Origin of the sequence: Sporolactobacillus terrae DSM 11697 (genome assembly GCF_000648615.1) — a bacterium.
In the GTDB taxonomy this organism is placed as follows: domain Bacteria; phylum Bacillota; class Bacilli; order Bacillales; family Sporolactobacillaceae; genus Sporolactobacillus; species Sporolactobacillus terrae.
Map to the genome: position 1 here is coordinate 163,653 of NZ_JFZC01000041.1, position 13,655 is coordinate 177,307.

The 13,655-nt window shown below is 47.9% G+C and carries 11 protein-coding genes; 8 read left to right on the forward strand and 3 right to left on the reverse strand.

Annotated features, from left to right (window positions below; genetic code table 11):
* Positions 1 to 6: 6 nt before the first annotated feature.
* The 3 genes from AA84_RS0109370 to AA84_RS0109380 all read right to left on the reverse strand — a co-directional run bounded on the left by AA84_RS0109370 (position 7) and on the right by AA84_RS0109380 (position 3,249).
* Positions 7 to 1,833: a DHA2 family efflux MFS transporter permease subunit gene (locus AA84_RS0109370; protein WP_028976976.1), complete on the reverse strand. Its 1,827-nt coding sequence runs from the start codon at positions 1,831 to 1,833 to the stop codon at positions 7 to 9.
* Between the two features lie 18 nt (positions 1,834 to 1,851).
* Entirely contained in the window at positions 1,852 to 2,508 is a 657-nt protein-coding gene (locus AA84_RS0109375) for an HlyD family secretion protein (RefSeq protein WP_028976977.1), read from the reverse strand.
* A 420-nt stretch (positions 2,509 to 2,928) separates the two neighbouring features.
* Positions 2,929 to 3,249, reverse strand: a complete 321-nt coding sequence (locus AA84_RS0109380; protein ID WP_051577913.1) for a helix-turn-helix domain-containing protein — start codon at positions 3,247 to 3,249, stop codon at positions 2,929 to 2,931.
* A 117-nt stretch (positions 3,250 to 3,366) separates the two neighbouring features.
* Between AA84_RS0109380 and AA84_RS0109385 the strand changes: the two genes are divergently transcribed.
* From AA84_RS0109385 to AA84_RS0109420, 8 genes are all read left to right on the forward strand, one after another.
* A complete protein-coding gene (locus tag AA84_RS0109385; RefSeq protein WP_028976979.1) occupies positions 3,367 to 4,356 on the forward strand; it encodes an asparaginase in 990 nt (329 codons plus the stop codon).
* 197 nt (positions 4,357 to 4,553) lie between these two features.
* Complete coding sequence (locus AA84_RS0109390; RefSeq protein ID WP_037563334.1) at positions 4,554 to 6,299, forward strand: sigma-54 interaction domain-containing protein; 1,746 nt, start codon at positions 4,554 to 4,556, stop codon at positions 6,297 to 6,299.
* 434 nt (positions 6,300 to 6,733) lie between these two features.
* Positions 6,734 to 7,735, forward strand: a complete 1,002-nt coding sequence (locus AA84_RS0109395; protein ID WP_028976981.1) for a proline racemase family protein — start codon at positions 6,734 to 6,736, stop codon at positions 7,733 to 7,735.
* A gap of 27 nt (positions 7,736 to 7,762) precedes the next feature.
* Complete coding sequence (gene prdC, locus AA84_RS0109400; protein WP_028976982.1) at positions 7,763 to 9,076, forward strand: proline reductase-associated electron transfer protein PrdC; 1,314 nt, start codon at positions 7,763 to 7,765, stop codon at positions 9,074 to 9,076.
* 26 nt (positions 9,077 to 9,102) lie between these two features.
* Positions 9,103 to 10,812 (forward strand): D-proline reductase (dithiol) proprotein PrdA, encoded by a 1,710-nt coding sequence (gene prdA, locus AA84_RS0109405; RefSeq protein ID WP_028976983.1) that lies wholly within the window; start codon positions 9,103 to 9,105, stop codon positions 10,810 to 10,812.
* A 12-nt stretch (positions 10,813 to 10,824) separates the two neighbouring features.
* Complete coding sequence (locus AA84_RS0109410) at positions 10,825 to 11,013, forward strand: CBO2463/CBO2479 domain-containing protein (protein ID WP_028976984.1); 189 nt, start codon at positions 10,825 to 10,827, stop codon at positions 11,011 to 11,013.
* A gap of 121 nt (positions 11,014 to 11,134) precedes the next feature.
* On the forward strand, positions 11,135 to 11,860 hold the full coding sequence (gene prdB / locus AA84_RS0109415) for a D-proline reductase (dithiol) protein PrdB (RefSeq protein WP_028976985.1): 726 nt from the start codon (positions 11,135 to 11,137) through the stop codon (positions 11,858 to 11,860).
* A gap of 86 nt (positions 11,861 to 11,946) precedes the next feature.
* Positions 11,947 to 13,185, forward strand: coding sequence for an aspartate aminotransferase family protein (locus AA84_RS0109420; RefSeq protein WP_028976986.1), 1,239 nt, complete (start codon positions 11,947 to 11,949; stop codon positions 13,183 to 13,185).
* Positions 13,186 to 13,655: the final 470 nt, after the last annotated feature.

The following is a 13,655-nucleotide window of genomic DNA, read 5'->3' on the forward strand; positions in this document are numbered from 1 at the left end:
CTTCCCTTATTCTTTGGCCGTTGTCAGATTCGTCTGTGTCTTTTTCAGATCCGTGTTCTGTTGCGGCGGGGTCGCGCGTTTAATAAAGAAGGAGAGCACCCAAGCAACGATCGTCAGCAAGGTCGCAACGATAAAGGCATCATTAATGCCTTGAATCGTCGCCAATTGCTGCACCTTCATCTCAAGCAGCTGCATGACGGTTTGCTGCCCCTGTACCGCGGAAACGTGACCGCTTGCAGCCAGTGAAAGACTGGAACTCTGCAGTTGCTGCATAAACGGATGATTGCTTGAAGCAACCTGATTGGCATAGTCGCCAATATGAAATGTGGTTCGGTTCGACATAACGGTAACAAGGAAAGCGGTACCGAGTGAACCGGCAACCTGACGCATCGTATTGGACATTGCCGTCCCGTGACTGTTCAACTCGCGGGGCAGATTATTCAGCCCTTCAGTCATAATCGGCATCATCAATAGCGACATACCGAACATTCGCGCGGTGTAGAGAAACATAATCCAGCCGTATGTGGTTGCATCGCTCAAATGTGCAAAGCCCCACGTCGTAATGATTGTCACAGCGAGCCCTGCTACCGCGAGCGGCCGCGAGCCGATTCGGTCAAAGAGCATGCCGGTAATCGGCGACATGACACCCATGAGCAGCGCGCCCGGCAGTAAGAGCAGTCCGGATTGAAGTGGTGTAAATCCGCGGATGTTCTGCAAGTAGATCGGAAGCAGAATCATTGCGGCAAACATCGCCATTGTCACTAGTATATTAACGATTGTCGTGAAAGTAAATATTTTGTATTGAAAAACGCGCAGGTTAAGCAGTGGCGTATCCAAATGCAGTTCGCGCCAGACAAATAGAATCAGTGAGATGATCCCAACGATAAGTGTCACCAGTACGGCGGCGTCATCCCACCCGTTGTTTCCGGCTTCACTGAACGCGTACAGGATGCCGCCGAAGCCAATCGTCGACAGGATAATGCCCAGAAGATCCAGCTTCGGAAATGAGCGGCGGCCGACATTTCTAAGAAATGTGATCGCCAGGAAGACATCGACAATGCCAAGCGGGAGCACGATCCAGAATAAGAGTCGCCATGTAAAGTGTTCCACAATATAGCCGGAAAGCGTCGGCCCAACGGCAGGCGCGAAGATCATTGCCACACCCATCAGACCCATTGCCCCGCCACGTTTTTCAGGCGGAAAAATGGTCAAGAAGACATTGGTCATCAGCGGCATGATGATCCCGGCACCGGTTGCCTGAATCACGCGCCCGCCCATCAAAATGATGAAGTTAGGCGACAAGGCACAGACAAGTGTTCCCAGCGAGAACAGGACCATTGCTGAAATAAAGAGCTTTCGCGTCGTAAAAGTTTCCATTAAATAGGCGGTAATTGGGATCAAAACCCCATTGACCAGCATATACCCGGTGGTGATCCATTGCGCCGTGTTGGTCGAAATATTCAAATCAGTCATCATCTTAGGCAGAGCCACGTTCATGAGCGTCTGGTTCAGCAGCGCAACAAAAGCGCCGAGAATCAGCACCAGAATAATCGACAGGTGATGACCGGAAGTGTCTTGCGTGCCGGATTCATGCTTTTCCGCGTGCGCTGCAGGGGTTACCTCAGCAGAATGCGGAGCGTTCTGCGCGCTTAGCTGATGCGGAGCATGCGGCTCCCTGTCTTGTGTTTCGACGGGGGCGTGCATGGAAGCTTCTTGCGTGCGCGGCCGATCATCTGCCGCAAGTTTGCTTTTGCGGCGGCGATGCAAAATGAAGTTGAAAATCACGAGAAAAATGATCGCACAACCGATATACACAGAAAGGAACGATGTCATCAAATCCCTCCTCTCAAATTAGATATGAATTTTCACCGTAACATTCATGCCGGGAAGCAGGTCATTGCCCTTGTAGTCGTCAATTGAAATTTTTACAGGCACGACTTGCGTAACTTTTGTGTAGTTGCCGTTACTATTCGAGCTTGGAATCAACGAGAAGGTTGAGGCGGTCGCTGTTCCGATCTTCTCAACTTTTCCCGTGAAATGCGTACCTGGGAACGCGTCAAGTTTGAGATCAACTTTTTGTCCTACTTTTACATTTTCAATGGCATTTTCATCGACATTGGCGGTAATGTACAGCTCATTTAGATTATAGGCTTGAGCAAGTTGTGCGCCCGCAGCGGCAAACGCATTCTTTGTCGTGTTGTTTAACGCAATCGTCGCCTTTTGCGGCATCTTTACTGCAACTTTAGCACTCTTGCCATCAGCACCGATTGTTTCCACATTGCCGATCGTATCATTAGCATCAAAGGTTTTCCCTTCTGAAGCATCCCAGTTCACGAGTTTTCCAGAAGCCGGTGCGGCAATGGAAATGGCTTGGCCGCTGACTGCGGCGTTATCGGTTTTGACGTAGTTGGTTGCTTGATCATAATAGTAGTAGCCTGCTGCGCCGCCACCGATCAAAGCTACGATCACAATGATATTAATGATGAGCAGACGAGTAAAGTTGTTCATCGACGAATCCCCTTTCGTTCTTAAAAAAAAGATTAATTAAGTTAATTATTAACTTTGTTAACTAATTGAGTGCATTAGTCACTTTACCACGATTGTTTTCATCATTCAATAGAAACGAAAAAATATTTTTTCTCGATGCACGTAAAAAAGTACAGGCAGACGCAGCAAGGCTTAGCGAGAACAGTGAAAGAGCAGGTTCGGGGACGTCCGCGGCAAGCGAGCAACTGGAGTGCCCGTTAGGTACAAAATTGATGGTTTAAAACGGCATTCAGAGTAAAAGGAACTTTCGCTAAGTGCGCATATGTCCTGTATGCAACGCGGACGTCATCACGTGAAAGAAGGACCGGGCACCGCTTGGTTTGTCTGATCGTTTATCGGTAGCGGGTAGCGTCGGAATAGGGGGAATTGATGTGGCGGTTTTTAGTGAAGTGTCCGCTTCACCTTTATAAATGCGATGATCTCTTTTCGCTCCGCTTCAGTTAACGCCTGCCCATCAATGAATAAACGGCAGCACTCATTTTGCGGATGATCGAGATGAATAACGGCTTCAAAAGGGCGGTCAACTAATCGATCAAGCGATAGCGAAAAGAAATCGGCAATTTTGATCAACGCGTCAATTGGCGGTTGACGATAGCCGCTTTCATAGCTGGCATAGGTACTTTTAGCGATCCCGAGCGCATCAGCCACGTTCTGGATTGTTAAATTTTTTTGCTTTCTTAACGCAATTAATTGAGCGAGCATCAGATCACCTCTTTGATCAGTCTACACTGCTTGTACACGCATAGTAAACATTTTATTGAATTATATGAGAAAAAAGTTATAATGGGCGTAATAAATACACAAAATGGGGAAATTCATATGAAGAAAATTTTAGTGGTGGCGACCGGGGGAACGATTGCGTCAACACCGCACCAGGAGGGACTGGCGCCGGGCATGACGATTGATCAGCTGGCGCGCTATTTTGAACATAGTCAGGATGTATCGGTTGATTTTCATGTACTCATGAACAAGGACAGCACCAACATGCAGCCGGAGGATTGGCTGAAGATGGCGCGGGTGATTGATAAAAGTCAGAGCCAATACGACAGCTTCATCATCACACATGGTACGGATACGATGGCGTACACGGCTGCTGCATTGTCCTATTTATTAAATGGTCTCAATAAGACCATTGTGATCACGGGTTCACAAGTTCCGGTCAGCTTTAAACGGACCGATGCAAGGAAAAATATAAAAGATGCGCTTACCTTTGCGCAGAGAGCGGATCTTCCCGGCGTTTTTATTGTTTTTGATGGAAAAGCAATCCTTGGTACGCGGGCGATTAAGCTGCGAACAAAAAGTTACGATGCGTTTGAGAGTGTCAATTACCCCTACATAGCTGATATTGCGGACAAGCATGTTCGGATTCATTTCAGAATGGAAGCGGAGAAGACCGCAGTGCCGAAGCATATCGGAATCTGTCCGGATGTCTTTTTATTAAGGGCATTTCCCGGACTGTCGCCGGCGTTCTTTGCGTTCCTGCAGAACCATGTCAAGGGACTGATTATTGAAAGCTTCGGGAATGGCGGTCTCCCTTTTGAGAACAGAGATCTGGTGACCGGCGTTGAAAAACTGGTGCGGCAGGGGATTCCGGTCATTATCACGACCCAGTGTCTTGAGGAAGGGCAGAATATGGAGCTGTACGAAGTAGGAAAACGTGTGGCCGATGCCGGTGGAATTACTGCGGGTGACATGAACACGGAAGCCATTGTTGCAAAGCTGATGTGGGTACTCGCGCAGACTTCGGATCCTGCAACGGTTAAAAAGATGATTCAGACGCCGATTGCCCATGATCTCGACTATATCTAATCAGAGCGTGCGACAGAGTAACGTGTTCATTGGCGATCAGAAACCCCTGCATGAGCGTCCTGGTGATCAAGCTTTATATACTGGACAGTGCGGAAATAATATGTTTAAATTTATCTAAAAGTGTGAACTTTATAATAAATCGATGGATTGAATGGGAATCAGCTTGCAGAATGCATGTACGCCAGGAGGAGAGGTCAATGAAACATCTTTTGCCGGAACTTAAGGATCTGCTCCATACAAGCTTTGTCATGCTCAGTGAAGCGCAGTGGAAGACCTATGCATTAGAACATGCATTTGATCTCATTTTTGTGCAAAAGTCGCTTCAGCTCATTGCCTGTTCGCCCCAATGCCATGCGTTTGCCAATAAATATAGGATCCCTTTAGAAGCATTGCCGGCCAGAAGCGCTGGTTTGGTTCAACTGGATGATTCGTGGGACACGATCGGCAAAAAAGCAAATCAATACGATTATTTACTGGTGGTTAAAGCGAAAAAACCAATCGGTTATATAAAAACAGGTGAACTTATTCCCATTATTTTAGAGGCCTATACGTATTTAAAGGCATACAACGATACAATATTGGAAACAACAGATAGCACCATTTCGGTGATTGACGAACAGATGAAAACGGTTGTTTGGACGAGTGGTGCAGAACGATTATACTCAATAAAGAAAGAAGAGATTTTAGGAAAGCCGATGACTGACTTTTTCTCCGAGAGCCGTTTGGATAACTTGCGTATCATTCACTCAGGTAAGCGTTTTTATCATAAGCAGCATCAGCCAAGGGGGGACTTGTTTGTATTAATCAATTCGAATCCTGTAAGGGTGCATGATCGGATCATTGGCGCCGTTTCTTGTGAATCTGATGTGACGCATCAAGTCCATCTTAATCAACAATTAAACAGCGCGAACGAAATGATCCAGCAATTGCAAAAGAAAGTGTCGCGGCTGAAGCCGTCGGCTGATCCGTTTTACCCGATTCAGGGATCCAGTCCGTCCATTCGCCGAACGATCGACCGGGTGAAGCAAATCGGAACGACACAGGCAAGGGTTTTATTTCTTGGAGAATCAGGGGTCGGGAAGGAATTATTTGCGAAAGCCTTGCATGATCTGCGCACATCGAATCAGGCGCCGTTTATCGCCATTAACTGCGGCGCAATTCCTCCCTCCCTGTTTGAGAGTGAACTGTTCGGCTATGAAAAAGGCGCCTTTTCCGGAGCGAGTGCACTCGGAAAGAAAGGAACCCTTGAACTGGCAAGAGGCGGGACGCTGTTTCTGGATGAAATTGGCGAACTTCCGCTTGATATGCAGGTGAAGCTGTTGCGCGTGCTTCAGGAGGGAACCTTTTACGCAGTAGGCGGGACAAGACTTAAATACGCCGATTGTTTTATCATAGCTGCAACAAATAAGGATTTGCGAGAACGCGTAAAACAGGGCAAATTCAGAGAAGATCTCTACTACCGGCTCAACATCGTGTCGATTCTCATCCCCCCATTAAGAGACAGAATTGAGGACGTCGTCGAATTAAGTCACCAAATTCTTTATGAATTCGCCAAGAAATACAATCGAGACGTAAAAGAAATCCCGAAAGAAATTATGCTCGCGCTGGTCAACCATCGCTGGCCCGGGAATATCCGCGAGTTGCGGAATGTCATTGAAAACTTAGTCGTCTTTTCGAAAGACGGAAAATTAAATTTCACCGACTTGCCAGTGAATCTTCAAGCGGGTGAACATGAGGAGCGTACAGTAGGACACCGGACGTTCCCTTCACAAGAAATGCAGACTTTTTCTTCATTAAATGATACGTTGAAAGCATGTGAAGCAAAAACCATTCAGCAAGTATTGGAACAAACGCATGAAAATAAAAACAAAACGGCCCAAATTTTAGGAATCTCAAGAGCAACACTTTATAACAAAATGCATAAACTGGGTATTTCTCCTTGAACGGTTTGCGAGTCGTGAGCTAGGGCAGCTCCCGCAGTCTGGGAAGGCTCCCGAATCGCCTGCTAAATCAAAACCGCGAAGTTAAAGCAAATTCCGCGAAAGTTAAAGCGAAACGCGCATGAAAGAGAGAACTTCCACAAACACCACTACATCCTTTGATTGACAGAAAATCTAACACAATATGACGTACCTCCCTAATTTTTTCCACGAAAAAATACATTGAGCCAATAAATATTTCATTTTATTACACTGGATGTTATTAAATATGCCTACTAAATGAAACATGTCTCAATAATTAGACGATGACTGTCAAATGATTGAGACACTTTCGTGGATTTAGCCAAGAAAAAAGTTGGCACGGTTCTTGCTAGAATAATTTTGAATATATTCTAAACTAATCGAATTTTCGTTCCGTTTTAGAAAGGAGGACGGTGATGGCCGATGATCAGAGCCTTTTTATCATTGACTCGCATACGATGGGCGAGCCGACCAGAATTATTGTGAACGGATTTCCGGAAGTCGATGGGAACACCATCATGGAAAAGAAAATCTGCCTGCAAAAGAATTATGACCATCTTCGCCGCGCGATCATCAATGAGCCGCGGGGACATCGGAACATGTTCGGCGCACTCTTGATGAAACCGATTCATAAAGAAGCCGATTTAGCGGTTATTTTTATGGACGGGGGCGGTTACTTGAATATGTGCGGGCATGGGTCCATTGGTGTCGCAACCATAGCGGTCATTCGAGGCTTGGTTCCCGTGACTGAACCGTATACGCACGTGGCATTGGAAACGCCTGCAGGTTTAATTCGCACAAGGGTGAAGGTGGAAAACGGTCGCGTAAAAGAAGCCTGTATGATTAATGTTCCTGCTTTCTTATATCGCAAAGACGTGGCGATTCAGGTTCCTAAATGGGGAGAGATTCGGGTAGACGTTGCGTTTGGCGGCAACTTCTTCGCACTGGTAAATGCTGAAAACCTGGGCATAGCGTTGATCCCGGAAAATCTGAACAGACTTTTACAAATCGGCGTTGACATCCGTGAATCGGTGAATCAGCAGACGGTCATCCAACATCCGCTGCTTTCCGACATTCATTCGGTTGATTTGGTAGAGTTTTTCGAACCCCTGCACGATCCGAGGACGATTAGAAATACCGTTGTCTTCGGGAAAAGGCAAGTGGATCGCTCGCCATGCGGCACAGGAACCAGTGCCAAGATTGCTTCGCTCTGTGCTAGAGGGGAATTAAAGCTCGGTGAAGATTTTGTTTGTGAGAGCATTATGGGGACGCGTTTCACCGGTCATGCTTTGGAAAAAACCGCTGTGGGCGACTATCCGGCGGTCATTCCGGAAATCACAGGTCGCGCCTATGCGACCGGAGAATCTAGGCTCATCTTTGATGATGAAGATCCCTTTGAATTTGGCTTTGCGTTGTAACGACGGATGAAAGGTGGAAGATTCACCATGAGCGAAATGTATAAACTTCTTTTAAAACAAGGCATGGGCAAACCGGCGATTCCGTGTGTTAAAGCAGGAGAGTCTGTAAAACGTGGCCATTGCATTGCAACAGCCGATGGCCTAGGTGCCGACCTACATGCGAGTGTAGCCGGAACAGTAATTCAGGTGACTGATGAAGCGATTTTTATACGCGGTGAAAAGTCTGAAAATAGTGAATTTGAAATAATTCCGCCGGGAAACATCGGCGAACGTGTTCGTTCCGCGGGCATTGTCGGTATGGGAGGGGCGGGGTTCCCCACTTGGATAAAGCTGGCCCAAAAGATACCTGGCGGAACAGTGATTGCAAATGCTGCTGAATGCGAGCCAATTCTCGCCCATAATATTGCTGAGATCGAACGCGGTCCGAATGAGGTTTACAGGGGTCTGCTCTATGCGATGGAATCGGTCGACGCTGCGCATGGAGTGATTGCTGTCAAAGCGAAACATAAGAAAGCCATCGCCCGTTTGAAAACGATCATTCAGGATGACCGTGTGTCCGTTTTTCAATTAGAGGATCGGTATCCGGTTGGTGAGAAGCGTGCACTGATCCGTGATGTTTTGGGCGTGCTGTTGGCTCCGGATGAACGAACGGTTCACGCTAACGCGATTGTCTTGAATTCAGAAACGCTTTCCCGCGTGAGCCAGGCCGTGGAACTCGGCCGACCTGTGCTTTCTAAAAATCTGACGATTGCAGGAAAACTGCGCAGAGGACCCAAGTCAGTCACGCTTATGGATGTGCCAATCGGAACGCGTATCGGAGACTTAATCGAAAGTGTCGGTGGAATGGATCGGGACTACGGTGAAGTGATTACCGGCGGACCGTTTATGAGTCAACGTGTGACGTTGGACGATGTGGTGACCAAAACCACCGGTGCAATGATTGTGACGATGCCTTTTCTGAAAGCAAAAGCGCCCCTTGGTCTGCTCGTTTGTGCCTGCAGTGCGAGTGAGGCCCGAATGAAAGAGATTGCAGATCAAATGGGAGCGGATGTGGCGGCGAGTGAACGGTGCAAACATGCAGTGGAGGTTCACGGCGTTTTGCGATGCCGAAATCCAGGGATATGTCCCGGACAGGCTGATCGGGTGCTGCGCCTGAAGAAAGCCGGTGCCCAAGCACTATTAATCGGCAATTGCAGCGATTGCAGCAATACGGTGATGGCTCTTGCACCGAAATTAAACCTTCCGGTGCACCATGTCACGGACAGTGCATTGCGCGCGATGAATCTGCCGCTTGTCCGCAAGCTTCGTAATCATGAGGTCAATTTCAAATTACGCATGTAATTATTTTTTGGTAAAGGAGCATTTCTATGTCAATTACAAATGAAACAGCCAATCTGCATCAGAACGATCCAGCGGTACTTTGTTGTCTGAGAAACAAAGGAACGATTATTTCTGCGTCTGATCTTGAAGATCCTGCCATTGTTCCCGACCTGCAAGAATCCGGGTTACTGACCATTCCCGAGGATGCGCTGACGATCGGTCAGGTATTGGGCGCGACCTTGAAAGAAGATACAGATGCCATGACGTCATTGACCGCGAAATTACTCGATGGCTATTCAAATAAGGCAGGTGAATCAGAAGATAAGCGCTTATCCGCGCCAACGGATTCGGGTACATCGCAGCCTGCGGGCGTCATAAAATTTAGCATCAGCAACGTGCAAGGCCAGATTGAATTGCCGGATGGGTTAAGTACGATTGGTTTGCCGTTTACGGTGCCACCCGTTGAACAAAAGCCGGAAGATAAAATCATTCGTACGCTGACGCAAAAAGAATTTGCCGTTCAGAAGGTTTGTATGGGGACGGAGACGTCATTTAAACACGGAACGCTGACGCTTCGTCAGGACTTGTGCGAGGATTCGCTCAAGGCGGATCCATTAGTGAAAGCTGCGGAAATGGACATTATCCCCCCGGATCAACGGCATGTGTATGCCAACACGATTATGGATGTCATGCCGATTGCGGCGAAAGTAGAAGGCCTATTGGGCGAAGGTGCGACCCATGTGATGAGCGGGGTCGTGATCATGCTGACCGGGGTCGATGAAAAAGGCGTTCAAGTGCATGAGTTTGGCTCCTGTGAAGGATATCTTGATGAAAACATTCGATTTGGACGTCTGGGCTGTCCGGATCCGGAAGATATCATCATCCGTGTCAATGTCACCATACAGGAAAATACCGGGATGGAACGCCGCGGACCTTATGCGGCGCATAAGGCTTGTGATTCAATCATTCAAGAGATCCGCGAGGTACTGAAGCGCGCGCCTGCGGAAGCATGCACGAAGCAGGATGTGTTCCATGATTGGAAGCGGCCGGGTAAGCCGCGGGTGATGCTTGTAAAGGAAATTATGGGCCAAGGCGCGATGCATGATAACGTGCTGCTCCCTGCAGAACCGGCAGGTGTTGAAGGCGGACAGCGCAATGTCGATCTCGGAAATGTACCGGTCGTCTTGTCGCCAAATGAAGTGCGCGACGGTGGAATTCATGCACTGACCTGCATTGGGCCGTCGACAAAGGAGGATACGCGTCATTATTTTCGCGAACCGCTTGTTAATCTAATGGCTGAGGATGAAGAAATTAACTTGGTTGGCGTGGTCTTTATCGGCAGTCCGCAAGTCAATGATGAAAAATCCTATGTCTCTGCCCGTCTCGGTGCTTGGGCGGAAGCGCTAGACGTTGAAGGAGCCATTGTTACTACAGAGGGATTTGGAAACAACCATATTGATTTTGCGGAAAACATCGATCAGATCGGCCGCCGCGGCATCGATGTCGTCGGTGTTTCCTATTGCGCGTATCAGGGACAGCTGGTCGTAGGAAATAAACACATGGATGCAATGATCGAACTCAATAAAGATCCGGAAGGCTTTGAAAACGAGATTCTAGGCGACAGCACGCTCTGCCCGCAGGACGCCAAGCGCGCTTTGCTGATGCTGAAAACCAAAATGGCCGGCATTCCAATCGAACCTGCCAACCGTCAATGGGAACAGGCAGTTATCGATGCAAATCAGCAGATGATCCGGTAAGGATGTGATCCGATGGACTATGAACTCACACCGAAACTTTTGCCCGGTAAGATTCTCGAGGTAACCGAACGTGAAGTGAAAGTGACCTTGAAAGGACGCATGGGGATCATTATCGTGCCGCTTCGCTGTGTCCTTACCGATCAACCGCTTCACGTTGGTCTGAAAATCCAAGTCTATTTAAGCTATATTCAAGTCATTTAAATGGTGTGCAGGATTTATTTTCACTCTGGCAATTGATGAAGATGCTCGGGTTATGCGTTCTTGAGTGACGCGATTCATCGTGACTTTTTCGATATTCATTATAGAGAAGGAAGGAAAAAACATGCAATTAACAACCGCTCAGCACTTGAAGTCCGAAATCTATGTTCCGATCACGCCGCCTCCGGTATGGACGGAGTTAACCAAACCGTTACATGAGTGTACGGTTGCATTCTGTACTGCAGGCGGTGTCCATCTGAAATCGCAGCCGCGCTTTAATCTCTCGGGGGATTATTCGTTTCGAACAATTCCATCGGATACGCCATCTTCTGAGTTGATGGTCAGCCATGGTGGATTTGACAATAGCGATGTAAACAAAGATATTAATTCAATGCTCCCAATTGATCGACTTCATGAATTAGAAAAAGAAGGTTTCATCGGAAAGGTTGCGCCGGTTTTAATTGGTTTTATGGGCGGCGGCGGAAACGTTCAAAAGTTTAAGCAGGAAACGGGGCCTGCGATTGCTGAGATCTTGAAGGAGGAAGCGGTCGACATTGCGGTCTTTACAGGTGGATGCGGCACATGTCATCGCTCGGCCACCCTGGTCGAACGTGCAGTTGAATCCGTCGGCATTTCCACAGCGATTATAGCTGCTCTGCCACCGATTGCCAAGCAGCAAGGGGCGCCCCGGATTACCGCTCCCCATGTACCAATTGGTTCCAACGCAGGCGAACCGCATAATGTCGCGATGCAGACCGCGATACTCAAAGATACGCTGACGGCCATTGAGGAAATGACGACATTCGGACAAATGAAAACACTGCCTTATGAATACAGACATAATGTTTAAGCCGGAACACTGACGAGGGGAAGCCGTTTAGAAAAAATACGGATGATTTTTAATCGAGCAAAATTTATAAAAAGGAAGGTATGGCGATGAAACTGTCAGACGTGCACAAAACTGCCAGTGAAATTAAGGCACTCACGAGAAAGTACATGATAGATACGTATGAACGGTATGATTTTGTGGCTCAAACGGCCAAGGGGATGTATCTCTATGATGAGGAGGGCCATGCTTATCTTGATTTTTACGGAGGGATTGCCGTTAATAGTGCAGGAAACTGCAATGAAAAGGTTGTCGCCGCCGTTCAAGATCAGGTTGGTGACCTCATGCATACCTTCAATTATCCCTATACCCTTCCACAAGTCCTTCTTGCAGAACGGGTGTGCAAAGTGCTGGCGATGGATAAAATTTTTTATCAGAGTACCGGTACTGAAGCGAATGAAGCGATGATCAAAATGGCGCGTAAGTATGGCGTAGATCACTATGGACCGAATAAATATCACATCATCACGGCGAAAGGGAGCTTTCACGGCAGAACATATGGGGCGATGTCTGCGACCGGTCAGCCGGATAACGCTTGCCAGGTTGGCTTTAAGCCGGTCGTTCCCGGATTCAGCTACGCCGAGTTCAATAATCTCGATGATTTTCGGGCGCATGTGACCGATGATACGATTGCGATTATGCTGGAACCGATACAGGGGGAAGGCGGGGTGAACCCTGCAACGCCCGAATTTATGAAAGGGATCGCCGACTTGTGCAAGGAAAAAGGTCTATTGCTGCTTCTCGATGAAATTCAGACCGGTTGGTGCCGAAGCGGCAACGTTATGGCCTACATGGATTACGGGGTCAAACCAGACATCGTTTCGATGGCCAAGGCACTTGGCGGCGGGATGCCCATTTCCGCGATTTGCGCAACTGAAGAGGTTTCCAAGGCGTTCACAATGGGCGCGCACGGAACGACGTTTGGCGGAAATCCGGTGTGCTGCGCGGCCGCCTATGCTGAAGTAAACGAACTGCTCAACAGAGATCTTGCTGGCAATGCAAAAAAAGTCGGCAATTATCTGGTTGAAAAACTGAAGACTCTCCCTCACGTGAAAGAAGTTCGGGGAAAAGGATTGATGATTGGCATCGAATTTGACGCGCCAGCAGGCTATGCCATCAAGCATGGCTGTTTGGATCGGAACATGCTCGTGACCTTAATCGGTGATCGCATCATCCGCCTTTTGCCGCCGCTGATTGCCACAAAAGAAGACTGTGATCAAGCCTATGAGATCTTGAAAGCCGCAGCTATAGCAGTTATAGAATACAATGAAAGCCCGCATGCTGTATAAGTTGCGCATTTTCAAAGGAATAAAACTGTATGTGACACACGTGAGCGGGTGCCCGAAGAACCCTTTGCACCATGAAAAATCGACTGTTCGAGCAAAGAACAGCCGGTTTTTCTCACAGAACAAGAAAGTATAAGATTTTGCCCCCTTCAGACCAATAGCCCAGTGTCTTGGCCAAGAGTCAAAGCGGAGGTGCTCTGGCGCCTGCGGGATCGCGCCTTGTTGATGCGAGCCAGCGAGTAACCGAAGCGACGATTCAGCACCGAAAAGACACGAGTCCATCACACATGTATGAAGAAACTTTCCTAAAGGAACTTTCGCTAAGTGCGCATACGTCCTGTATGAAACGCGAAAACCACCGCATCCTGCGGAAGTAAGGACCGGACGCTTTTTGCCCGGTTTTTCTTACAGGATAAGAAAGTATATGATTTTGACCTGTCTTCAAACCAATAGCCCAGTGTCTTGGCCGAGAA